This is a genomic window from Flavobacterium sp. (genome assembly GCF_040402895.1).
GTDB lineage: Bacteria > Bacteroidota > Bacteroidia > Flavobacteriales > Flavobacteriaceae > Flavobacterium.
Genome location: NZ_JBBALR010000002.1, coordinates 133,172 through 158,213, shown reverse-complemented (window position 1 = coordinate 158,213; position 25,042 = coordinate 133,172). Strand labels below are relative to the sequence as shown.

Annotated in this window: 19 protein-coding genes and 1 other RNA gene; 10 read left to right on the top strand and 10 right to left on the bottom strand. The window is 31.4% G+C overall.

Annotated elements, in window-relative coordinates; genetic code table 11:
- Positions 1-13: 13 nt before the first annotated feature.
- Positions 14-634 carry an L-threonylcarbamoyladenylate synthase gene (locus tag ABWP60_RS02730; protein ID WP_353148162.1) on the top strand — a complete coding sequence of 207 codons (621 nt, stop codon included), beginning with the start codon at positions 14-16 and terminating at the stop codon, positions 632-634.
- A gap of 50 nt (positions 635-684) precedes the next feature.
- Here ABWP60_RS02730 and ABWP60_RS02725 read toward each other — a convergent pair whose 3' ends face one another.
- The 3 genes from ABWP60_RS02725 to prfA all read right to left on the bottom strand — a co-directional run bounded on the left by ABWP60_RS02725 (position 685) and on the right by prfA (position 4,300).
- Positions 685-1,617: a LysR substrate-binding domain-containing protein gene (locus ABWP60_RS02725; protein WP_353148159.1), complete on the bottom strand. Its 933-nt coding sequence runs from the start codon at positions 1,615-1,617 to the stop codon at positions 685-687.
- A 170-nt stretch (positions 1,618-1,787) separates the two neighbouring features.
- Positions 1,788-3,161 carry a DUF5723 family protein gene (locus tag ABWP60_RS02720; protein WP_353148156.1) on the bottom strand — a complete coding sequence of 458 codons (1,374 nt, stop codon included), beginning with the start codon at positions 3,159-3,161 and terminating at the stop codon, positions 1,788-1,790.
- Between the two features lie 65 nt (positions 3,162-3,226).
- Positions 3,227-4,300, bottom strand: coding sequence for a peptide chain release factor 1 (prfA, locus tag ABWP60_RS02715; RefSeq protein WP_353148153.1), 1,074 nt, complete (start codon positions 4,298-4,300; stop codon positions 3,227-3,229).
- A gap of 186 nt (positions 4,301-4,486) precedes the next feature.
- Here prfA and ABWP60_RS02710 point away from each other — a divergent pair, with 186 nt between their 5' ends.
- Together ABWP60_RS02710 and ABWP60_RS02705 are read left to right on the top strand one after the other, a co-directional pair.
- The gene (locus ABWP60_RS02710) at positions 4,487-6,718 is read left to right on the top strand and encodes a TonB-dependent siderophore receptor (RefSeq protein ID WP_353148150.1); all 2,232 of its coding nucleotides are present in this window, start codon (positions 4,487-4,489) and stop codon (positions 6,716-6,718) included.
- A gap of 224 nt (positions 6,719-6,942) precedes the next feature.
- On the top strand, positions 6,943-7,113 hold the full coding sequence (locus tag ABWP60_RS02705) for a hypothetical protein (RefSeq protein WP_353148147.1): 171 nt from the start codon (positions 6,943-6,945) through the stop codon (positions 7,111-7,113).
- A gap of 58 nt (positions 7,114-7,171) precedes the next feature.
- Here the strand turns inward: ABWP60_RS02705 and ABWP60_RS02700 are convergent, their stop codons facing one another.
- A complete protein-coding gene (locus tag ABWP60_RS02700) occupies positions 7,172-9,622 on the bottom strand; it encodes a TonB-dependent receptor (protein WP_353148144.1) in 2,451 nt (816 codons plus the stop codon).
- 92 nt (positions 9,623-9,714) lie between these two features.
- The gene (locus ABWP60_RS02695) at positions 9,715-10,056 is read right to left on the bottom strand and encodes an ArsC/Spx/MgsR family protein (RefSeq protein WP_353148141.1); all 342 of its coding nucleotides are present in this window, start codon (positions 10,054-10,056) and stop codon (positions 9,715-9,717) included.
- Between the two features lie 57 nt (positions 10,057-10,113).
- Between ABWP60_RS02695 and ABWP60_RS02690 the strand changes: the two genes are divergently transcribed.
- Positions 10,114-11,016 (top strand): CPBP family intramembrane glutamic endopeptidase, encoded by a 903-nt coding sequence (locus ABWP60_RS02690; RefSeq protein ID WP_353148139.1) that lies wholly within the window; start codon positions 10,114-10,116, stop codon positions 11,014-11,016.
- Positions 11,016-12,047, top strand: a complete 1,032-nt coding sequence (locus tag ABWP60_RS02685) for an AMP-binding protein (RefSeq protein ID WP_353148136.1) — start codon at positions 11,016-11,018, stop codon at positions 12,045-12,047. Before ABWP60_RS02690 ends, ABWP60_RS02685 begins: the two co-directional genes overlap by 1 nt.
- Positions 12,048-12,075: 28 nt before the next feature.
- On the opposite strand, the gene ABWP60_RS02680 is transcribed toward ABWP60_RS02685, so the two are convergent.
- The 4 genes from ABWP60_RS02680 to dnaX form a co-directional block, all read right to left on the bottom strand.
- Positions 12,076-13,701, bottom strand: coding sequence for a M1 family metallopeptidase (locus ABWP60_RS02680; protein ID WP_353148133.1), 1,626 nt, complete (start codon positions 13,699-13,701; stop codon positions 12,076-12,078).
- Positions 13,702-13,767: 66 nt separating this feature from the next.
- A complete protein-coding gene (locus ABWP60_RS02675) occupies positions 13,768-15,396 on the bottom strand; it encodes an acyl-CoA carboxylase subunit beta (protein WP_353148131.1) in 1,629 nt (542 codons plus the stop codon).
- A gap of 3 nt (positions 15,397-15,399) precedes the next feature.
- Positions 15,400-15,927 carry a DUF8439 domain-containing protein gene (locus ABWP60_RS02670; protein ID WP_353148128.1) on the bottom strand — a complete coding sequence of 176 codons (528 nt, stop codon included), beginning with the start codon at positions 15,925-15,927 and terminating at the stop codon, positions 15,400-15,402.
- Between the two features lie 116 nt (positions 15,928-16,043).
- Positions 16,044-17,129 (bottom strand): DNA polymerase III subunit gamma/tau, encoded by a 1,086-nt coding sequence (gene dnaX, locus ABWP60_RS02665; protein WP_353148125.1) that lies wholly within the window; start codon positions 17,127-17,129, stop codon positions 16,044-16,046.
- 210 nt (positions 17,130-17,339) lie between these two features.
- Between dnaX and rnpB the strand changes: the two genes are divergently transcribed.
- From rnpB to ABWP60_RS02645, 4 genes are all read left to right on the top strand, one after another.
- Positions 17,340-17,653, top strand: an RNA gene (gene rnpB, locus ABWP60_RS02660) — RNase P RNA component class A.
- A gap of 109 nt (positions 17,654-17,762) precedes the next feature.
- Positions 17,763-18,407: a DUF47 domain-containing protein gene (locus ABWP60_RS02655; protein ID WP_353148122.1), complete on the top strand. Its 645-nt coding sequence runs from the start codon at positions 17,763-17,765 to the stop codon at positions 18,405-18,407.
- Positions 18,408-18,416: 9 nt separating this feature from the next.
- Complete coding sequence (locus tag ABWP60_RS02650; protein ID WP_353148119.1) at positions 18,417-20,048, top strand: inorganic phosphate transporter; 1,632 nt, start codon at positions 18,417-18,419, stop codon at positions 20,046-20,048.
- A 150-nt stretch (positions 20,049-20,198) separates the two neighbouring features.
- Complete coding sequence (locus ABWP60_RS02645; RefSeq protein ID WP_353148117.1) at positions 20,199-22,742, top strand: zinc-dependent metalloprotease; 2,544 nt, start codon at positions 20,199-20,201, stop codon at positions 22,740-22,742.
- A 77-nt stretch (positions 22,743-22,819) separates the two neighbouring features.
- Here the strand turns inward: ABWP60_RS02645 and prfB are convergent.
- Positions 22,820-23,915 (bottom strand): peptide chain release factor 2 gene (prfB, locus tag ABWP60_RS02640; RefSeq protein ID WP_353148114.1). Its coding sequence is split into 2 segments (ribosomal slippage): positions 22,820-23,851 and positions 23,853-23,915, totalling 1,095 coding nucleotides; the frame shifts between segments, so codons are not numbered across the junction.
- Positions 23,916-23,961: 46 nt separating this feature from the next.
- Between prfB and ABWP60_RS02635 the strand changes: the two genes are divergently transcribed.
- Positions 23,962-24,987, top strand: coding sequence for a threonine aldolase family protein (locus ABWP60_RS02635; protein ID WP_353148112.1), 1,026 nt, complete (start codon positions 23,962-23,964; stop codon positions 24,985-24,987).
- The last annotated feature ends 55 nt before the right edge of the window (positions 24,988-25,042 follow it).

Sequence of the window (25,042 nt, the reverse complement as noted above, 5' to 3'; positions counted from 1 at the left end):
AAAGCAAAAAATAATGGCGGAATTCATAAAAATATACGAAGACAAACCAAGTGAAACGGCTATTAAAAAAGTAGTGGAAGTTTTAAAAAATGGTGGATTGGTCATTTACCCCACCGATACCGTTTATGGTTTAGGTTGTGACATTACCAATTCTCGTGCGTTGGAAAAATTAGCGAAAATTAAAGGTGTGAAGTTAGAAAAAGCGAATTTTTCTTTTGTCTGTAGTAGTTTAAGTAATATTTCCGATTATGTTAAGCAAATTGACACATCTACTTTTAAAATTTTAAAACGAGCGTTACCTGGTGCCTACACGTTTATTTTACCTGGAAATAACGACTTACCAAAAGACTTTCGTAAGAAAAAAACAGTTGGAATTCGAGTGCCAGATAATAATATTGCCATTCAAATTGTAGAAATGTTAGGCAATCCAATTGTTTCGACATCTATTCATGATGAAGATGAGGTAATTGAATATTCCACCGATCCGGAATTAATTTTCGAAAAATGGCAAAACCAAGTCGATTTAGTTATTGATGGCGGTTACGGAGAAAACGTAGCATCAACCATCATCGATTTAACCGGTCACGAACCAATTATTATAAGAGAAGGTAAAGGTGATGTAAATGTGATTTAAATTTCATATTTTAAATCGTAAATGGTAAATCGTAAATGGTAAATCGTAAATTACTTAGGACTAATAATTTCCACATCACTAAACGCAATCGCACCTCTAACTACACCTTGAATGGTTGTTTTTAACGCATCGATTATATGAATTTTTAATTCGTTTTTAGAGAAAATTAAACTCACTTCTCTGGATGGTTTTGGGTTAGCAAATTGCTTAATTTTAGTTTTGTTTTTCTCGTTTAAATCTAACGTGTGTAAATAGGGAAGTAGGGTAGTACCCAAACCTTCATCAGATAATTTAATTAAGGTTTCAAAACTGCCACTTTCCAATTGAAAATGATTTTCACCTATAAAATTATTCGTTTTACATAAATTTAAAACACTATTTCTAAAGCAATGTCCGTCTTGTAAAAGCAATATTTTTTCCACATCTAAATCAGCAACTTCAATTTCTTTTTTTACTTTATTGATACTATTTTCTGGTATATAGGCTACAAAAGGTTCGTAATATAGCACAATTTCCTTAAGTTTTTCTTCATTTAAAGGCGTAGCGGCAATAGCACAATCTAAATGACCATTTTTAAGTTTTAAAATTATATCTGCAGTGTTTAACTCTTCTACAATTAAGTTGACTTTTGGATACTTTTTAATGAATGTATTTAAAAACATAGGAAGTAATGTAGGCATAACCGTAGGTATCATACCAATACGAAAATCGCCACCAATATATCCTTTTTGTTGGTCTACGATGTCTTTAATTCTATTAGCTTCGTTAACTATGTTTTTTGCTTGCGTTACAATTTTGCTTCCTACTTCTGTTAAACCGATTGGTTTTTTTGTTCTATCAAAAATTTGGATGTCTAATTCTTCTTCTAATTTTTGAATTTGCATACTTAATGTAGGTTGCGTAACAAAACATTTTTCGGCAGCTAATGTAAAATTTTTGTTTTCAGCAACAGCTAAAACGTAGTATAATTGGGTAATGGTCATGATATCAATATATGTGATAAAAGTAGAAATTTCTATTGTAAAAAACTATTACTTAATAAAAGTTTATAAAAAAAACTCTGAAAAAATATTCAGAGTTTTGATAAAATATAAATTGTAAAATGTAAAATCGTTTGATTAAAATTAGTCCTGCAAAATGTAAAATAAGTTGGTTAGTTTTTTATTTTATCAAAATCAATATCTTTAATTTTTTTTTGATAAATAGGAATTTTTAATCCCAAATAGCCATCAATTGCTCTTGTTTCAGAAAGCAATGCGCTTACAACAGAACCAGAGCCTACAAATAATGGACCTACTCTAAATCCAAAACCAGCTTGTAAACCAGAATATTCTAAATAACTAATAGGTGCATATACACTCAACCATTTTACTTCATACCGAGGTGTTAAGCTTACGTTGTTATTAATATATGATGAGTTTTTAACTTTAGCGGCAACAGCACTAAAATCAGTATTTAGGTTCAAATAAAATCTTTTGTTCATTTTCCAATCTGCATTTAAATGAAACGCAGTTGGTAATTTAAATTTCACTGATTTTATTTGATTTATCGTAGTATATAAACTATTAAAATTTGAATTGGCATTGTATTCTGCGTCAGTGTATGTTGTGTTTACGTCATAAAAACTTACAGTTGCATCATTATAATTAATAGCACCAATATCGGTAATTGAGAAACCCAATTTAAATTTGTATTTGTTTTGATCTTTGAAATAGCTTGTTTCGCCATCTTTATCACTGTTGTTATATTTTTGATGATTTGGACGATATTCATAAGTAAATCCTAAATCAGCACCAAAACCGGTTCCTATATTATCTGTAGGATTATCAAAATTGTCAAGGGAATTCAAATTTCCCACTTCTAAACTTCCGGAAGATGTATAGGTACTCGTATTTGGATTGCCTGTGTAATTATACGCCATATTAATATTGTTTGCTTTTGCATAACCCGAATAAACACCTACTAAATATTTTGCAGAAAAACCACCTTTTAAGAAATGTTGGCCTTTATCCATTATAATTCGGGCATAAGATACGCCAACTTCTCCCCAAGAATTTGAGGCAATACTAAAATTTTGATTGTTTACTTGGTAACTAGCGTTATTTCCATCTTGAACATCATTTAATGTATTACCATTAATATTGCTTAAATGTGAAATTCCTCGAACTCTAGTAAATAATGCTATTGAACTTTTTTTATTTAAATTGAACATAAATGAAGGTCCAAGAACATCAAAATTTGTTAAAAAATTATTAGAATTAGTTGGATGTTGTTTTGCATCTCTTTCGAAATTATAATTACTTTTTACTAAGTCGAAAAACTTAACGCCATAATAATCGTTTGTAGCTAAAGCGCTAAATGAAAATAAGTTGATGTCTGCTCGATACCTACTATCTACAATATTTGCTGGATTGTTAAGTACTGAATGTACACCCGCATAATTATCGTTTAAATAACCAAAGTAGCTTTGAGCATTAACAAAATTTAAACAAAAGAATGTAAACGCAAATAGAATTTTATTTTTCATATGAGTAAATTTAATTTGTAATAACTAGAAAAAGTGTTTTTATAAAATTTAGAAATCGCAAATTCTTAATATACTTCCGATTCTTTTAATTTTTCAGTATTGGCAACTAATTGTAATTCGTCAATAAATTTATGAATTTTACCAGACATTACGCCGTCCATATCAAAAACGTCAACACCAATTCTATGGTCAGTTACACGTCCTTGCGGGTAATTGTAAGTTCTAATTTTAGCAGAACGGTCACCTGAACTAACTTGAGAAGTACGTGTTTTGGCATCTTCCTCTTGTTTTTTTGCTAATTCTTGTTCGTATAAACGAGAACGTAAAACAGTTAATGCTTTATCTTTATTTTTATGTTGCGATTTTTGATCCTGACATTGTGCAACTAATCCTGAAGGAATATGCGTCAAACGTACTGCCGATTTAGTAGTGTTTACAGATTGTCCTCCAGGTCCTGAAGAACAGAAGAAATCTACACGAACATCATTCATGTCAATTTGCACATCAAATTCTTCTGCTTCTGGTAAAACCATTACAGTAGCTGCTGAAGTGTGTACACGACCTTGAGTTTCTGTTTGCGGAACACGTTGCACACGGTGTACACCAGCTTCATACTTTAATGCACCATAAACATCTTCCCCAGTTACTTCAAAAATTACCTCTTTAAATCCACCAGACGTTCCATCGCTCATATCCACTACTGAACATTTCCAACCACGACCTTCGCAATATTTGGTGTACATACGGTATAAATCACCAGCAAAAATAGAGGCTTCATCACCACCCGTACCGGCACGAATTTCCACCATTACATTTTTTGCATCCTCGGGGTCTTTAGGAATCAACATAAATTTGATTTCTTCTTCTAATAAAGGCAAACGTTCTTTGGCTTCTTCTAATTGCATTTTTGCCATTTCAACCATTTCGGCATCTGAACCATCTGCAATTATTTCTTGTGCTTCTTTTACGTTAGCATCCAGAGTTATATATTCTTCACGTTTTTGAACTAACGCATTTAAACTTTTATATTCTTGGTTTAATTGTACATAACGTTTTTGATCGGCAATTACATCAGGTTGAATAATCAAATCTGATATTTCGTCGAAACGTTGTTTTACGTATTGTAATCTGTCTAACATCTCTTCTTATTTTGGATTACAAAGTTACAATTTTAGTTTAAAGTTTTAAAATATTACTTTCAAAACTTTTTCTTTTTGATAATCAATAACTTAGAATTATTATTTTTATTTATTCTAAATAAACTTGTTTTTTATAGTTTTGCGTTATACATTTGCAGTGTTATTTTAATTTATTCTAAATAAAAAATGAAGAAATTTATTTTAGTTTTTGCAATGTTTGTTGGAGTTCAATTCGTATTTGGACAAGTTGAAAATAGTTTTTCTAATGATTTTGCCTTCGATTTAGAGAATGATACCATTAAGAAAAAAGGCAAAGCGATTGAAGAAGTAGTAATTGTCAAAAAAATACAAAAGGGTTCTGTAACCGCCGGAAAGTTACCAATTAAAGCATTGGATTTGCCACAAGCAGTAGCAATAATAGATAGAGCAATACTAGAGCAACAACAAATTTTACGAATTTCGGATGCGCTAAAAAATACAAATGGCGTATATGTGTCTGGTGCCAGTAATACTTCTGGAAATAATCAGGAAGAATATGGTTCAAGAGGATTTACTTTTAGTGGTGGAAACACGTTTAAAAACGGCATTCGTTTTAATGGCTCACTAATTCCAGAAACGGCTTCTTTGGAAAGTATTGAAATATTAAAAGGTAGTTCGGCTTTATTATACGGAAATGTAGCTCCAGGTGGAATTTTGAATTTAGAAACTAAAAAGCCTAAATTTCAAACAGGTGGCGAAATAAGTTTTAGAGCGTCAGAATTTGATTTTTATAAACCAATTATTGATATTTATGGGAGTTTAGATAAAAGTCAAACAGCTGCTTATCGATTAGTAACAAGTTATGAAGCAGGAAATAGTTTTAGAGATGTTGTAACTAGTGAACGATTTTATATAAATCCTTCTTTTCAATTTAATTTGACTAAAAAAACCACTTTATTAGTAGAAGCTGATTATTTGAAAGATAGCAGAACGCCAGATTTTGGTTTAACTACAATTGATTATAAAGTTGTAGCGTTACCCAGATCTACTTTTTTAAATTTTGATTGGGCTACATTTGACAGTAAACAAGAAAGTATTGCAGCTACACTAAATCATAAAATAAATTCAAATTGGCAGTTGAAGGGAATCTTATCATATCAAGGTTTTACTACCAATTTATTATCCAGTTCAAGACCCAACTCAGGAAATCTAACTCCAACATCACCTAATAATAATTTAGTTCAAGCCAATGGAGACTGGATAAGAGGCGTACAAAAAGCAGATACAGAACAAGACTACATTTTTGCTGAAATAGATCTAACAGGAAATTTTAAAACTGGAAATATTAAACATTCCATTCTCATGGGCGCAGATGCTGACAAATCCAACACAGGAACTTTAAATTATTTAACTATAAATTATTTGGATAAAATCAATATTTTTAATCCAAGTCTGGTGATTGGTAAAAATCCAATTTACAGCGCTGCAACTATTCCACAATTAGATAAGAATACCTTTGCAGATGCGGCATTAAAACGCGCTGGATTTTATATACAAGATTTTATAGAACTAACCTCTAAATTAAAAGTTTTAACGGGTTTACGATACAGTTATTTGGAAAGCAATACCAATACAACTACTTTTACAACGAGTAGTAATGTTGAAACTAAAACGAATGACAATATTGTTTCGTCAAAATTGGGAATAGTATTTCAACCTACAAAAACCAATTCAATCTTTGCCAGTTATGCAGATTCATTTGTGTTAAATACAGGAACCGATAAAAATTTTCAAGCATTACCTCATTCAACTATTGATCAATATGAAATTGGTGTAAAGAACGAGTTCTTTAAAGGTCGATTAAACGCCAATGTAACGGGGTATAGTATCAATTTTGGAAATTTAGCTCAGACTGATTTTTCAAATGGAAATATAAATACAAATATTAAAGAATTAGCGGGTTCATATAGCAGTAAAGGAATTGAAATAGATATTTCTGGTAATTTTAAAAATTTTAGAGCTATGGCGGGTTATAGTTTTAACGAAACAAAATATACAAAAAGTAATATTTTCGATAAAGGCACTCAGTTGCGTTTTACACCAAAAAACACGGCAAATGCAAGTTTGTTTTATACGTTTGAGAATTTAAAATTTAAAGGGTTTGAAATAGGAATTCAATCCTCATATTTTGGAAAAATTCTAGGTGGAAGATTGCGTCCTAATAATGCATCTACTCCGGCTGAATTAGCAAGGAAGCCAATTCCAGTATCTGGTTTTTTGCAATTTGATGCTTCCATTGGATATACAAAAAATACTTTTTCGATTAGAGCAAAATTATCGAATATTGGTAATGTAACAAGTTATTATGTTTACGATGATAACACGGTTACACCTATTGCACCAAGAATGGTTTCAACAACAGTTTCGTATAAATTTTAAAAACAAAAAAGCAAAATTGATTTTAAAACCTAGAATCATTTCCTGTATATATGTAATTTTATAGTGCTTAAGTTATTTTTTTTAATTTAGTAGGAAATTCTATTTAAACTTTGAGTGTACAATTTTAAAATTAAAATAAAATCACATTAAAAAAGATATTATTTGTTAAAAATAAATTTATGATTTATCTTTGAACAGAATTCACAAATAAAATTCCGGAAAACATGTTTGAATTTGACCAGTATTTAGGCTTTATACTTTTCTTAACCATTTTAACTATAGGTTTTTGGTTAATGTTTTTTCTTGTAGGATTTGTTCAATATTGGATTGGCGGATCGTTAATAGAATTATACAAAGAAAAGAAAGCAAAAAAATTAGCTGAACAAGAAAAGTAATTTTCTTAAGTTAATAAAAAATCCCGATTCGAACGAATCGGGATTTTTTTATTTTGTGTTAGAATTCTCCGCCACCGCCTTCTTGTTGTTCTAAGCTTTTTGGTTTTATTTCTTTTTCGTTTTTCAATTTATTAAATCGGTAGGTAAACGAAACCGTAACTTGTCGTACTCTCCATTGCATTTCGCTGTAAGAATTTACAGTTGGTAATTGTAAATCTTGAATTCTTTTTCTGGAATTAAAAACGTCACTCACGTTAAGTGAAATAGTAGCTTTTTCTTTTAGCACATCTTTACTAAAAGCTAAATTCATACTCGCAATTCCTAATGTTTTACCTTGTGCCGTTTTTTGTCCTGCATTATACGTTCCATTAGTTTGCCAATCAATTTTGTATGGTAAATTTATTTTAGACGTTAATCGAGCGGTCCAAGTACTAGATTTGTAATTAAAATTTTGATTGACTAAAGTATTATTAGAATTAATAAATTGATAATTCCCTTTGGTTTCATTGTAAAAATAATTTACGTTTGAATTTAATTTCCACCATTTTTTTACAGTATAATTTAAGGTAACTTCCATACCAATTCTATTATCTTCACCTAAATTAAAAGGTGTGTTTATAATTACTGGAATTCCATTAACAAACAATCCACTTTCTTTTCGTACTGTTTGAAAAGCATCAGTAGTGTGATTATAATACGCTGAGGTACTAATTGTAGTTTTGTCCCATTTTCTTAAATAGCCAATATCAAATGCATCGGTAAAAGAAGGGTTTAATTTTGGATCTCCAATAAATAAATTGGTATTACTAGTGTACGATGAAAATGGATTAATAAATCGATCTCTTGGACGAGTAATTCTTTTACTATAGTTTAAGGAAATGTTTGAATCGTTATTTAATTCATATGTTAAAAATAAACTTGGAAAAAAGTTATTGTAATTTCTAGAGTTTAAATCGTTTGTTAATAACTGATTGATTTCTAAATTGGTATTTTCTAGTCGCAAACCTCCTAAAACCGATAACTTTTTAAAGAATTTAGTTCCTAATTGTGTATAAATGGCACTTACATTTTCAATGTACTCAAAATTATTAGTAAATCCAGGGATATTGGTATACGGATCATTTTGATTTATGCGTTCCAATACGGCATAATTACTAGTTGAATTCGTATAACTACCTCTATATCCAGCTTCAAATTGGATGTCTTTTTTTATTGGTAAAACGTAATCAGCTTGAATTAAATTTCGGTTTTGTCTACCAATTTTTGAGGTTTTTTCATCAGAAATAAAAGTATTTGTTTCTAAAATACTTCCATAAATATTTGAAAATTCATCTTCTTTATTTAATGAAAATGATGCATCAATAGTTAATTTGTGTCCGTCCTTTTTGAATTTCTTAATAAAGCTCGAGGTATATTCTATGGCTTCATTTTCGCTAAGAGATTCATTGTCTCTGAAACGCGTAAATAAAAAGTTGCTTCTGTCTAACGTGTAATTTTTATAAGTAACATCTTCAAAATTATTTCCTGAATTATTTCTATAATTTAAACTATTTGTCCAAGTTGCCGATTTGTCTTTGTTTAGAAATAATTCCATACCAAAATTAGCATTGATACCATCGCTAAACCTATTGGCTTTTCTGCGCTCTTCAATATAAGTGTTTGCTCCAAAATTCTCTTGATTAATCTTAGTTGTTCCAGGATTATTTCTGTCATTATAAGCTAACGTTGCAAATAAATTATAAGTGTCTGATTTTGAATTAATATTTGCAGAAATACCTTGGTTTTTTGGATCTCCAGCAGTTGCAATTACTGTTCCGTTGATTCCTTTGTTTTTTCCTTTTTTAAGAATAATATTCAAAATTCCACCACCACCTTCAGCATCGTATCTTGCGGATGGATTGGTAATTACTTCAACTTTTTCAATAGCATCGGCAGGTAGCATTCTTAAAGCATCAGCCACATTTATAGCTGTTGAAGGTTTACCATCAATTAAAACACGAACACTTTCGTTTCCACGCAAACTAATATTTCCTTCCACATCCACGGCTACACTTGGTATGTTATCTAAAACATCACTTACCGTTCCGCCTTTAACCATTAAATCTTGCCCCACATTATATACCTTTTTGTCTAATTTGATGTCAACCGACGTTTTTTCACTTCTGATTACGACGGTTTCAATTTGATTTGATTCAGATTCTAAGGCGATATTTCCCAAATTGGTATCTGAAGCAATAGTTTGATTTAGTTTTTCTTGCGTTTTATATCCAGGAAATTCGTATTTTAAATTATAAGCCCCGTTGTTTAATTCGATACTGAAATTTCCATTTGCATCGGAAGTACCTCCAGTAATAATTTTTTTAGTATCTGATTTTGAAATCGTAATTACAGCGAATTCTATAGGTTTTGTAGTTTCTTTATCGATAATTTTACCAGTAATAATTACTTTTTTTAACGAAATTTGAGAAATTGCAGATGAACTAACAAATAAGAAAGTTAGTAGTAGCATTGATTTTTTTAACAACATATTGTTTTTACATTTTACGCGACAAATGTAGTCTTTATTGTGATGAATTTTTATTAAATCTATGTTAAATGAATTTATAATATTGATTTGATTAATTCCGTTGGTCTTGCAATTACGGCTTTTTCGCCATGAATTACTATAGGTCTTTCTATTAGTTTTGGAAATTGCAACATGGCTTCAATAATTTCTATATCAGTTAGAGTTTTGCCTTTGAAATTTTCAATCCAATCTTTTTCCTTAACTCTTATTAATTCTATTGGCTTGATTTTTAATTTTTTTATAACCATTTCTAACTCAGTATAAGTAAACGTTTTTTCCATATAATGAATGGTTTCAAAAGGTTTATTAAGGTTTTCTAAGTAGCAAACACCTTCTCTAGATTTTGAACATCTTTTGTTATGATATATAGTAAACATAAATATTTTTTTTACAAAGGTAATAATTGTAATTTAGTGGACTTAAAAAATCGTAATATGTATATTGAACAATTGCAGAAGTTTAAAGTTAATTTATGGACATACGCAGTCATTCCCTGTCTTTTTTTAGCATTAATGGTAGTAAGTTATATTTCTTCAGAAGGTGTTGATACGAATGAAATAATGAAACAAATGATAAAGAAATCAGGGGTAAACGGTACTTTTGTTATGCTCGTAGCGCCATTATCATTTATGTTATTTATAGTTTTATTTTTTAACAAATTCATTCAAAATAATTCATTACGAGTATTAACAACGTCTCGAAAAAAAATTGATTGGTCTAGAGTTTTTTTTTCATTTGGACTTTGGGGAGGTATTACCATTTTAACAACTATTATAGGCTATTATACCGCTCCAGAAGATTATGTGATTCAATTTAATCCAGAAAAATTTGCTGTTTTTGTAGTATTAGCGTTACTTCTTATTCCATTACAAACTAGTTTTGAAGAATATTTATTTCGTGGACACATGCTTCAGGGATTAGGTTTAGCTACAAAAACAAGATGGGTGCCCTTAATGGTTACTTCATTTTTATTTGGAATAATGCATATTGGCAACCCAGAAGTAGACAAAATGGGTATGATTATTATGTTTTATTATATCGGAACAGGTTTGTTTTTAGGTATTCTAACTTTAATGGATGAAGGTTTAGAGTTAGCATTAGGATTTCATGCTGCGAATAATTTAGTTGGTGCGTTGTTAGTTACTTCAGATTGGTCGGCATTTCAAACGCACTCTATTTTAAAAGATATTTCCGTTCCAAGTGCTAATTTTCAGATATTTATTCCAATTTTATTTTTTTTCCCAATATTACTTTATATTTTTTCCAAAAAGTACAAATGGAGTAATTGGAATGAAAAACTTTTTGGAAAAATAAAACCATTACAAATAGAAGAATAATGAATCAAATTATTCATCCCGATTTTAAGTTAAATGGAAAAAGTTTTACTTACATAGAGCTTTTATCTGAAGCATTATATTTAAAGGAAAACGGGCAATTATTTGAAAAAGAAATCGGGAAATTTCTGTTAGATTGGTTAAATAATGAATCATTTGTTATGGTAAAAACGTCTGGTTCTACAGGACTACCAAAGCAAATTGTTCTACAAAAATCGGCCATGATTGCTTCTGCAAAAGCTACAGGTTTGTTTTTTAATTTAATACCTAAAAGCACTTCCTTATTGTGTTTGTCTGCAAACTATATTGCAGGAAAAATGATGTTGGTTCGTGCCATTACTTTAGGATTGCATTTAGATACAATTGATCCAACGAGTGCACCATTAGCTTCAAAAAAGTATAATTTTATTGCAATGGTTCCTTTGCAAGTGCAAAAATCGTTATCAAAATTACATTTGGTGGATAACGTATTAATTGGCGGTACACAAGTGAGTTATAGTTTATCAGAAAGTATTCAAAAAACCAATTGCAACGCTTTTGAATCATATGGAATGACGGAAACCATTTCGCATATTGCCATAAAGAAAATAGGAGAGTTGTATTTTACTGTTTTACCAAATGTAACTATATCAATGGATGAAAGAAGTTGTTTGGTGATTGAAGCATTAGAACTTTCTAAAGAAAAAATTATTACTAATGATATTGTAGAAATCCTAAATGCGACTCAATTTGTTTTAAAAGGACGAATTGACAATGTGATTAATTCTGGAGGCATCAAAATATTTCCTGAAGAAATAGAAGAATTGATTGGAAAACACATTTCTGTGCCATTCTTTATTGGCAGTAAACCAGATGAAATTTTAGGCGAAAAAGTAATTCTAGTGATTGAAGCCAAGCCATTTTCTATTGAAAACAATCTCTTTTCTGAATTATCAAAATACCAAATACCAAAAGAAATTCTTTTTTTAGAGTCATTTGTAAGAACAGAAACGCAAAAAATCAACAGAAAGAAATCTTTGGAAAAACTAATGTAAGTTACTTATTCCAAATAATATAAAACAATTATTTTCTTTCCACTTTAATATAAAACTGATTGGTTTTGACAGAAATATCTTCCAAAACCAACTTTTTATCTACTTTAAGTTCTTGATTTTCAGTCGTGGTTTGTAAACGTATTGTTTTTTCGTTAATGATAATATCTACAGGCATTTTAAAATCGGCACTTACATTTTCCCATTTATAATTTAATTTATTTCCAGATTTAGATAAAACCAATTTCGGAATTTTTGTAGTTGTTAAATAGTGCTGAAATACGGAAGTTAAATCTATTCCGCTTTCTTTATTAAAGAAATCAATTACGGTTTTTGTGTCAATAATTTGTTTTTTATAGGTTTCAGAGTAATTATATAAAAGTTTCCACCATTTAACATCATCATTAATAATGTGTCTTATTGTATTTATTAGTAAGGCGCCTTTATAATACATATCACCACTTCCTTCACGGTTGACACCAAATTGACCAATAATTGGACGGTCGTTTTGCACATTTCTAGCTTGGCCGTTTACATATTTTATGGCTTCATCATAGCCTTTAATACATTCAATGAATACGGTTTCGGTATAGGTTGTAAATCCTTCATGAATCCACATATCGGCAATATCTATACTTGTAATACTGTTTCCAAACCATTCGTGTCCGGTTTCATGAATCGTAATATAATCGAAAAACATTCCGGCACCTGTTCCTGATAAGTCCATTCCAAGATACCCTTTTTTGTACTTATTGCCATACGCTACAGCACTTTGGTGTTCCATACCTAAATAAGGCGTTTCCACTAATTTATAACCATCTTCAAAAAACGGATATTTTCCAAATTTCGATTGAAAGCAATTCATCATCGGTTTCACATCATTATCAAAATGTTTACGAGCGGTTTCTTCGTTGAAACGCAACACATAATAATCTAAATCTAAACCTTCATGATTATCGTGAATATGAACATAATCACCAATGTTTACTGTAATGTCATAATTGTTAATTGGGTTTTTTACTTCCCAATCCCATCGCGTGTAGCCGTCTTTTAAATCGGTTGAACCCAAAAATCTTCCGTTGGAAACATTCATTAATCCGTTTGGTACGGCTACTTTTATGCTGGCACCATTATCTGGTTCATCGGTTTGAGAATCTTTACACGGATACCACAAACACGCACCAGTTCCTTGTACCGCCACACCAATCCAAGGATTTTGCTTTTTATCTTTTGTAAATACAAAACCACCATCCCAAGGTGCATTTTTTGCAATGATAGGATTTCCAGAATAGTTGAATGTAAGGGTTTGAGTTGTTCCCTTTTTTAATTCTTCAGGAAAATCTATGAAAACAGCGTTGAATTCTCTTTTGTAATTTAACTTTTTATTGTTCCAAACTATAGATTCAATTTTCATGTTCTCAAATAAATCGACTTGAATTTTTGACGTGTTATCGTCAATTTTAAAAATGATTTTGTTATATCCAAAAATTGATTTTTCTGTAGGATCAATTCTAATATCTAAATCATATCGCAACACATCATAACACGTTCTTTCTTCACGAAGTCCGCCTTGTAGCGAATCTTTACGAGAAAATTCTTGCGCTTTCATTTGATTGAAAACGAATAGAAAAAGGGAAAATAAAAGTAACTTTTTCATTATTTAAAAAATATTAGAGCTAAATAAGTTTGCTTACAATTTTTAAAAATACCGCAACACTGCCAACTAAACTTGTATCACACCTAAATTAAATTTCTTTTCAATTGGTGCGTGGTTGGCGGCTTCAATTCCCATAGAAATCCAAGTTCTGGTATCTAATGGATCAATGATAGCATCTGTCCATAATCTGGAAGCCGCGTAATAGGGAGACACTTGTGCGTCATATTTGGCTTTAATTTTATCAAATAATTCTTTTTCAACTGCTTCATCAACTACTTCTCCTTTATTTTTTAAAGAAGCGGCTTCAATTTGTGCTAATACTTTTGCGGCTTGCGTACCACCCATAACGGCTAACTCAGCACTTGGCCAAGCAAAAATTAATCTTGGGTCGTAGGCTTTTCCACACATAGCATAATTTCCAGCACCGTATGAATTTCCAACTACAACTGTAAATTTTGGTACAACAGAATTGGCTACTGCATTTACCATTTTGGCACCATCTTTAATAATACCACCGTGTTCCGATTTACTTCCTACCATAAATCCTGTTACGTCTTGCAAAAAGACTAACGGAATTTTCTTTTGGTTGCAATTGGCAATAAATCGAGTGGCTTTATCTGCACTTTCCGAGTAAATTACACCACCAAACTGAATTTCACCTTTTTTAGTTTTTGAAACCAAACGCTGATTTGCCACAATTCCAACAGCCCATCCATCAATTCTGGCGTAACCTGTAATTATGGTTTGTCCGTAACCGGCTTTGTATTCATCAAATTCTGAATTATCGACCAAACGCTTGATAATTTCATTCATATCATATTGATCGGTACGTAATTTAGGTAAAATTCCGTAAATGTCTTTGGGTTCTAATGCAGGTTTTACAGGAGTTTCTCTGTTAAATCCAGCTTTGTCGTAGTCGCCAATTTTAGAAACAATACTTTTTATTCTGTCTAAAGCATCGGCATCATCTTTGGCTTTAAAATCGGTAACTCCAGAAATTTCGCAATGCGTTGTAGCACCTCCAAGTGTTTCATTATCAATAGTTTCGCCAATTGCGGCTTTCACTAAATAACTTCCCGCTAAGAAAATACTTCCTGTTTTGTCTACAATTAAAGCTTCGTCACTCATAATTGGCAAATACGCGCCACCAGCTACACAACTTCCCATAACAGCAGCAATTTGGGTAATTCCCATACTACTCATAATGGCGTTGTTTCTGAAAATTCTACCGAAATGTTCTTTATCTGGAAATATTTCGTCTTGCATAGGTAAATAAACTCCTGCAGAATCTACCAAGTAAATAATTGGTAAACGATTTTCCATAGCAATTTCTTGCGCTCTTAAATTCTTTTTTCCGGTAATTGGAAACCAAGCACCAGCTTTTACTGTAGCATCATTGGCTACTACAATACATTGTTTTCCTTTAATATACCCTATTTTTATGACCACACCACCGGAAGGGCACCCTCCATGTTCTTCATACATACCATCTCCAACAAAACCTCCAATTTCAATGCTTTTAGTGTTGTCGTCAAACAAATAATCAATACGTTCACGAGCCGTCATTTTGCCTTCGGCATGCAGTTTATCAATACGTTTTTGACCGCCACCTAATTTTACTTTCGCAAATTTTTGTTGCATATCTGAAACTAATAACTTGTTGTAATCTTCGTTTTTATTGAAATTAATATCCATATTTTATAAGTCTAATTCAAAAGTTTGTCTAAATAATTCAATGTTAGGATTTAACTCCTTAAAATGTTTGTATTTTTCTTCGTTGGTATAAATTACTTTAGGTTTGTAGGTTTCCATTACGGTAATTTTAATTTTAACATCGTAGTTACGTAAATTGGTTTTCAAGTAGCTAATTAACTCTGAGTTTGTATTTTCAAAATCTTCTTTAGAGCCCTGATTTGGAAATTCTAATAAAATATTGGTTCCCATTAAAACGGGCTTGCTTAATCGCATATAACTTGCGAATAACTTTTTTCCTTTACTTTCTAAAATTTCAATGTAATCGTTCCAATGTTGTATCGCATCTTCTTGTGAGAATGGATTGGCTAGATGTTCACCAACAGCTTGTGTTTCTGTTTTCGCTAAATTTGAACTATCTACTTTTTGTTTTAATCCTTTAATAGATAAAGAAGAAACTCTACTGCTAGTATCTATAATTGGAGTGAACTTTTGCTGTATTTGTTCAATTTTTGTTTCCACTTTTTCTTCCACTTTTGGAATTTCTTCCTGAGAAACAGCTTCTATTTCAGGAACTGAAACAACTGGTGGTTGAATTGAGATTGTTGAAGTTTGAATTTCTTTCGATGTATGAAAGATATTGGATGGAATTATATAGTACTTAGCTTTTTTTTTTCGGCATCATGTGTTAATGAAGCCAATTGCATAAGTGTAAGTTCCACAAACAATCGTTGGTTTTGACTCACTTTATATTTTAAATCACATTCATTAGCAATAGAAATTCCTTGTAATAAAAACTCTTGCGAAGCATTTTGTGCCTGAATTGCAAATTCTTGTTGGGTTTGTTCACTGACTTCTAGTAATGAAAGCGTTACAGGATTTTTACAAACTAATAAATCTCTGAAGTGCGAAGCTAAACCTGAAACAAAATGGTGTCCGTCAAATCCTTTCGCTAAAATATCGTTATACGTTAAAAGTAATTGAGGAATATTGTTTTCTAAAATTAAATCGGTAACTTTTATATAATAATCGTAATCTAATACGTTTAAATTTTCAGCAACCGCTTGACGAGTTAAATTATTTCCGCAGTAGGAAACCACTCTATCAAAAATAGACAACGCATCACGCATGGCGCCATCTGCTTTTTGCGAAATGATACGTAAAGCTTCTTCTTCAAACTGCACATTCTGATTTTGAGCAATTTCCATTAAATATTCTTTTGTGTCGTTTATGGTAATTCGTTTAAAATCGAATATTTGACAACGAGATAATATTGTAGGAAGAATTTTGTGCTTTTCTGTAGTGGCTAAAATGAAAATAGCGTGTTTTGGTGGTTCTTCTAATGTTTTTAAAAATGCATTAAATGCCGAAGGAGAAAGCATGTGTACCTCATCAATAATGTACACTTTATATTTACCTGTTTGTGGAGGTATTCTTACTTGGTCGATGATACTTCTAATATCATCAACACCATTATTAGACGCAGCATCTAATTCAAATACATTGAAAGAGAAATCTTCATTTGGATCATCGTATCCATCTTGGTTGATTTTTCTGGCTAATATTCTGGCACAAGTTGTTTTTCCAACACCACGAGGACCTGTAAAAAGTAATGCTTGCGCTAAATGGTTGTTTTCAATTGCATGCAACAAAGTATTGGTTATAGCAAGTTGCCCAATAACATCTTTAAATGTTTGAGGTCGGTACTTTCTAGCTGATACTATAAATTGTTCCATAGTGAATTATTGATAGCAAATATAGATTTAAAAAGTGAAAACTCAAAAGTGAAAAGTGAAAAGTTATTAAAAATTTGTTATACATAAACATTACAACACAGATTGAAGAAATTTATAAAATTTATATGATTTCTTCAATCTGTGTTTCTAAATAATATTCAGAAAATCAATTTAATTAATAAAAAAACACCTAATTTAAATTAACTTTGCCATGCAGACCGCCTTATCGCTCCGATTTATCGGGGAGGAAAGTCCGGACACCACAGAGAAGCATAGCGGGTAACACCCGTCTGCCGATACTTATCGGTAAGGACAAGTGCAACAGAAAGTATGTACAGGTTAAGCTGTAGTGAAAACAGGTAAACTCTATGCGGTGAAATTTCAAGTATATCAGCATGTAAGGGCTTCTCGTCCGTTGTTGAAGGGTAGAAAGATAGATTCCGCGAGTAATTTCGGAACTAGATAAATGATAAGGGTTCCGATGTATCGGAATACAGAATCCGGCTTACAGGTCTGCTTTTTTTTAATATTTTTTTGTAATTAATTTTAATTACTTAATAACTTTTATCGAATTAACTTTAAGTTAATATTAGATTGTTAATTTTGCTTAAAAATTTTAACAATTATAAAAAAATGGCATTAAAAGATATTTTAAATTTTTTCTCTCCTAAGGACAAAACTTTCTTTCCGTTATTTGATCAAGCTACTAATAAATTAACAAAACTTTCTGAGTTTTTACATGAAGCAACTAATGCTACTAAAGAAGATAGAGAAGTTTATTTTAATAAAATTGATGAATTAGAAGAACATATCGAACAGATATCTCATACCATGAATTTAGAGCTAAGTAGAAACTTTATTACTCCTTTTGATAGAGAAGATATTCACGCTTTAATGACAACAATTGAAGATGTTTCAAGTAATTTACAAGAAGCATCAAACAGAATCAGAATGTATCATGTTGAAAAAATCAGCAAATCTATTAGAAAAATTACAGAAATTAATTTAGAAGCTTGTCAACTTATTACAGAATCTGTAAAGGAATTAAAAGAAATGAAAGATTTTAAAAATGTATTTGAATGCGTGAAGAAAATCAATAAATTAGATAGAAAATCAGATTCTGTTTTTGAAAAAGCCATTTCAGACATTTTTGAAAACGAACCAGAAGTTAAAAATATTATTAAATATAAAGAGGTATTAGCGTCTTTAGATAAAGCTACAGATAAATGTAAATCTGTGGCTAGAGTTTTAGAAGCCGTTGCAGTTAAACATTCTTAATAAAGTACTATGTTTACACTTTTAATAGTAATTATTATAATTGCTTTGTTATTTGATTTGGTAAACGGATTTCACGATGCGGCCAATTCAATTGCAACAGTTGTTTCTACAAAAGTATTAACACCAACTCAAGCTGTGGTTTGGGCCGCTTTTTTTAATTTAGTTGCGTACTGGGTGTTTGATATGAGTGTAGGAAATACGGTAGCTAAAACAGTTGATAATTCTGCAATTACACTTTGGGTTATTTTAGCTGGACTTATAGCCGCAACGCTCTGGAATTTATTAACTTGGAAATTAGGTATTCCGTCTTCTTCCTCCCATACACTTATTGGTGGATTTGGAGGAGCTGCAGTGGCTCACGCTGGTTTTGATGTTTTAAATTCTACAGAAATTTTAAAAACAATTGCATTTATATTTTTAGCTCCAGTAATTGGGGGTCTAATTTCCTATTTAATTGCAATGGTTACCATTCAAAGAAAATTTGTTATAAAAATTACTATTTCAATTTTAGTTTCAGTCCTTACAGTTTATGTAACTTACAGTTTAAAAGATGCTTTAGATATTAAACCAATTATGATTTGGATAATTGGAGTACTTTTAGGACTTTTTTTAGTGGTTTATTGTTGGTATGAAATCGTTCATGGTAAAAACCCATCGCATACCAAAGAAGGAAATATGTATAAAAAATTACAATTACTTTCTTCAGCCGCTTTTTCTTTGGGTCATGGTGGTGCCGATTCTCAAAAAGTAATGGGTATTATTTGTGCGGCTTGTATTGTATATGCAAATTCTTACAGAAGTGGTGCAGATTCTGATATGCCAAATTTCATTAAAGAATATAACTTATTACATACTACCGAAATTTTACAAATAAAATACAGTAATGAAGAAGGAAATTTGAAAAAATTTAAACCTTCTGTTGGTGTTTTTAATAGCGATACAATTTACTTGGACGGAAAGAAAATAGTAGATGTTTCCTCAAACGAAACTATTTATTCTGATGAAAAGCTAACCACTAAAGTTTCAAAAACGAATCCATTTTTAATGGCATTGGAAAACGAAAAAGTAAACGTTAACAACTTTGAAAAAGTTTCTAAAAAACTAGCAAATCTTGAAGTGTATTCGGATAAAAAAGAAGTTAAAGATGTCGTAACTAATGAAGTGATTTTTAGTGATAATAAGTTAAATCCAAAATATAGATACGCAAAAATTTTCTCAAAATATATTGATGAAAACGGAAATCTTTTGGAAGGACACAAATTAGAAACTAAAGTAACTAAAGAAACTATGCCAACTTGGATTGCTTTTGGATGTTATTTAATGATTGGAACAGGTACTTTAATGGGGGGGTGGAAAATCGTTAAAACTATGGGAACCAAAATCACTAAGGTAACTCCATTAGAAGGTGTTTGTTCTGAAACCGCAGGTGCTTTAACTTTATTTACTGTTTCTCAAATGGGAGTACCCGTTTCTACAACACATACCATTACAGGTTCTATTATTGGAGTAGGTGCTACCAAACGTTTAAGTGCGGTAAGATGGGGTGTAACCATTAGCTTATTATGGGCTTGGATATTAACCATTCCAGTATCTGCAATTATTGGAGCATTATTATATTATATAACAACATTCTTTTCGTAAAAAAAATACGCTATGTAAGAAACCGATTTTCATTGAAAATCGGTTTTTTTGTATAATCATTTGTTAAAATTAACAAAAAAATTTTAGCATTGAAGTAACATAAATGTATATTTAGAGTCAAATAAAAAAACTAACTCAAAAAATAGTATTATGTTAAAAAAATCAATACAAATTTTATTTTGCTTTTTACTTTTAAGCACTTTTGACAGTGTAGCTCAAAAAAAAGACCAGAAAAGCAAAAATACTCCTACTGCACCACCCGCTGCTGATGCTAAAAAACCAGAAGCCAAAAAGGAACCAAAACCTTACAAAAAAGTAATTGATTCTACAGCCGTTACGCAAAAAGGACTAATTGATGTTCATAAAGTAGCAGATAAATATTTATTTGAAATTTCTGAATCGTTAATTGGAAAAGAAATAATGACTATAACCCGATATTCTAAAACACCAGCTGGTGGCGGAATTTTTGGTGGTGAAGAAATTAATAGACAAGTAGTTCGTTTTGAAAAAGGAATGAACAATACTATTTTATTACGTTCTATTACCTATGTAATTATGACTCCAGATGAGGATAAACCCATTACAAAGTCGGTAAAAAATTCTAGTGCCGATCCAATTATTGGAATTTATGACATTTTAGCATATAAAAAAGACGAAACAGGTAAAAACAATGTTGCTAGTGTTATTGATATGACTGCAGCTTTCGATTCGGATTTACAAACGTTTTCTTTGAATTCAATTAACAAGCAAATGTTAAGCATTCAGGCGTTTCAAAAAGACAAATCGTTTATTCAATTTGTAAAAAGTTTTCCAATCAATACGGAAATTAGAACTACAAAAACATTTTCTACAGTAGCGCCTCAAATTTCAAGAACGCCTACGCCCAAAATAGGTGTCGATTTTCCAGCAGCTCTAGACGCGGGTGTAGTTACTATGGAATTAAATACATCGTTTATTTTATTACCAGAAAACCCAATGCGAAAAAGAACCTTCGATAAAAGAGTAGGTTATTTTGCTAACGGATACGATGTTTTTGAAGAAGACTCTCAAAAAGCAGATACAGATGTTTTTGCCGTTAGATGGCGCTTAGAACCAAAAAATGAAGAAGATGCTCAAAAACAAAAAAATGGCGAATTAATTGAACCAAAAAAACCAATTGTTTACTATTTAGATCCCGCAACACCAGATAAATGGAAACCATTCATTAAACAAGGTATTGACGATTGGCAAGTAGCATTTGAATTTGCAGGTTGGAAAAATGCCATTCGTGGTGAATATTGGCCAGAAAACGATCCAACGATGAGTTTAGAGGATGCACGTTTTTCGGTATTAAGATATTTTGCTGCCGAAATTCAAAATGCTTATGGACCTAATGTTCACGACCCAAGAACAGGTGAAATTATGGAAAGTCATATTGGTTGGTACCATAACATTATGAGTTTATTGCGTGATTGGTATTTAATTCAAACAGCTGCGGTAGATCCAAATGCAAGACATAAAAAATTAGATGACAAATTAATGGGCGAATTAATTCGTTTTGTGGCGGCTCACGAAGTAGGACATACACTTGGATTACGTCATAATATGGGAGCAAGTAATGCTACTCCAGTAGAAATGTTAAGAAATCCTGAATTTCAAAAGAAAAACGGACATACGTCATCAATTATGGATTATGCACGTTTCAATTATGTAGCACAACCTGAAGATAATGTAAAAGATTTATTTCCAAGAATTGGAGATTATGACAAATGGGCAATCAAATGGGGCTATTCATATTTTAAAGATGCTGCCGATGAAAAAGTGGAAAAAGCATTATTAAATGAAATGACCAAAGATGCTTATAAAAACAGAAGACTTTGGTTTGGTACGGAAACCAATCCTTACGATCCACGTTATCAAACAGAAGATTTAGGAGATAATTCTATGAAAGCATCTGCTTATGGAATTAAAAATTTGAAAAGAATTTTACCTAATCTTACGGAATGGAGCAAAGAAAACGGAGAAGATTATTCAGAATTAGAAGGATTATATAATTCGTTAGTTGGACAATTTAGAAGATACATGGGGCATGTAACTAAAAACGTAGGTGGCGTTTATGAAAATCCTAAAACCTATGACATGGCCGGAAATGCCTACGAAGTTACGCCGTCAGCTATTCAAAATGAAGCAGTGGCATTCTTAAATGAGCAATTGTTTAAAACGCCAACTTGGTTATTAAATCAAGATATTATTTCTAAAATAAAAGGAGATGTTGGAGTAGATGCCATTAAGAGTATGCAAGATGCAACTTTGTCAAGTTTATTATCTAACGATAGATTGGTTCGATTAATTGAAACATCTTCATTAAATAAAGCCAATTATTCCGTTGATGAATTAATTTCAGATTTAAGAAGAGGTATTTTCTCAGAATTAAAAGCGAATGTTGCTATTGATATCTACAGAAGAAATCTTCAAAAAGTATTTGTAAGTAGAGTTATTGACGTTGCGTTAGCTGATAAAACGGCTATTGGAAATTTTGATGGAAAAAGAATTAGTGTTTTAGATACTGATATTCCTTCTATTGCTAAAGGACAATTGGTGGAATTAAAAGCACAATTAAAAACTGCAAGTGCCCTTTCTACAGATCGTTTAACTAAATTTCACCTTAATGATTTGGTTGCGCGTATAGAAAATGCAATGAAACCAAAGCAATAATATTTATATCTATTAAATTTTAAATTCGACCTGTTAAGTTTTTCAACTCGACAGGTCGAATTTTTTTATCTAATTTGTTAGTCTTCTTTTTGTCCCATCATCATTAAATAGGCCTTTAAAAACCCATCAATTTCACCGTTTAAGACGGCTTCAGAATCGGAAGTTTCAAATCCAGATCGCACATCTTTAATTAGTTTATACGGATGTAAAACGTAATTTCTAATTTGCGAACCCCATTCAATTTTCATCTTACCGGCTTCAATATCATCACGTTGTGCCAATTGTTTTTTCAATTCAATTTCATACAATTGTGATTTTAACATTTGTAACGCACGCGACCTATTGTCGTGTTGCGAACGCGTTTCCGAACATTGAATCTGAATACCTGAAGGTTTGTGATATAATTGAACTTTGGTCTCTACTTTATTTACATTTTGTCCTCCAGCACCACTAGAACGGGCTGTTGTAATTTCAATATCTGCGGGATTAATTTCTATTTCAATGGTATCATCCACCAAAGGATACACATACACCGAAGCAAATGAAGTATGTCGCTTGGCATTACTGTCAAAAGGTGAAATTCGTACCAAACGATGCACACCGTTTTCTCCTTTTAAGTATCCAAAAGCAAAATCACCTTCAATTTCTAATGTTACGGTTTTTATACCGGCAGCATCGCCTTCTTGATAATTCAGTTCTTTAACTTTATAGCCTTGCTTTTCGGCCCACATCAAATACATTCGCATCATCATACTTGCCCAATCGCAACTTTCTGTTCCACCAGCACCTGCGGTAATTTGAAGTACAGCACTTAAATTATCACCTTCTTCCGAAAGCATATTTCTAAATTCTAAATCCTCAATATGGTTGATGGTTTTTTCAAAAATGGCATCTAATTCTGTTTCAGAAACGGCGTCTTCTTTATAAAAATCATACGTCAGTTGCAATTCTTCAGCTAAATCTTCACAATGTGTGTAGTCGTCTACCCATTTCTTTTTCGAACGTAAATTTCTTACTACAATTTCTGCTTGTTTGGCATGGTTCCAAAAGTCGGGAGCAAAGGTTTTTTCTTCTTCGTTAGATATTTCTACAAGCTTGGCATCAACGTCAAAGATACCTCCTTAACGCACCAAGGCGATTAATAATGTCTTTAATTTGTTCGGTATTTACCATTTTATTTGTAGTTTTACAGAACAAAAATAGACTATTTATACGATTTATGGAAATTAATTTATTCAGCGATACGGTTACCAAGCCCACTCAAGAAATGTTGCAATTTATGTTTAACGCGAAAGTGGGTGATGATGTTTTTAAACAAGATCCGACAGTTAATGAATTGGAAGCATCCTTAGCTGATTTATTTGGCAAAGAAGCCGCTTTGTTTTTTCCTTCTGGAACGATGGCAAATCAAACCGCTATTAAATTACACACCAATCCGGGTGACGAATTAATTTGCGATAAATGGGGACACGTTTTTTTATACGAAGCGGGTGGAGTAGCTTTTAATAGTGGCGTTTCATGTAATTTAATTGATGGAAACCGAGGTATGATTACAGCGGAGCAAGTAGAAAAAGCAATAAACGATCCTGAGTTTTATCACGCACCAATGACTAAGGTAGTATGTGTTGAAAACACTACAAACAAAGGCGGCGGCGCTTGTTACGATATAGAAGAATTAAAGAAAATAAAAGAAGTTTGCACCAAACATAATCTAAAATTTCATTTAGACGGCGCCCGACTTTGGAATGCTTTAGTAGCTAAAAAACAACATCCAAAACTGTATGGCGAATTGTTTGATACCATTTCTGTATGCTTGTCAAAAAGTTTAGGTGCACCAGTTGGATCGGTTTTGTTAGGTACAAAAGAAGATATGAAACGAGCGCTTCGAATTCGAAAAATATTTGGTGGCGGTATGCGTCAAGCGGGTTATTTAGCTGCAGCTGGAATGTATGCGTTACAAAATAATATCTCACGCTTAGAAGAAGATCATAAAAAAGCAAAAGAATTAGGTAGTATCTTAGAAACGCTGCCATTTATTTATAAAGTGGAACCAATTGAAACCAATATTGTAATTTTTAAACTAAAAAGTGATGTCAATGAAATGCAATTTATTGATAAACTAAAAGAAAAAAACATCAATATAAGCAATATGGGGCAAGGCAAATTACGAATGGTTACTCACTTGGATTACAAACAAGTAATGCACGATTATGTAAGGGAAGTTTTGAGTAAAATTAGTTTTTGATAGGTAATCAGATTTTACAGATTTTGTCGATTTTACAAATTAATATTAATAAATC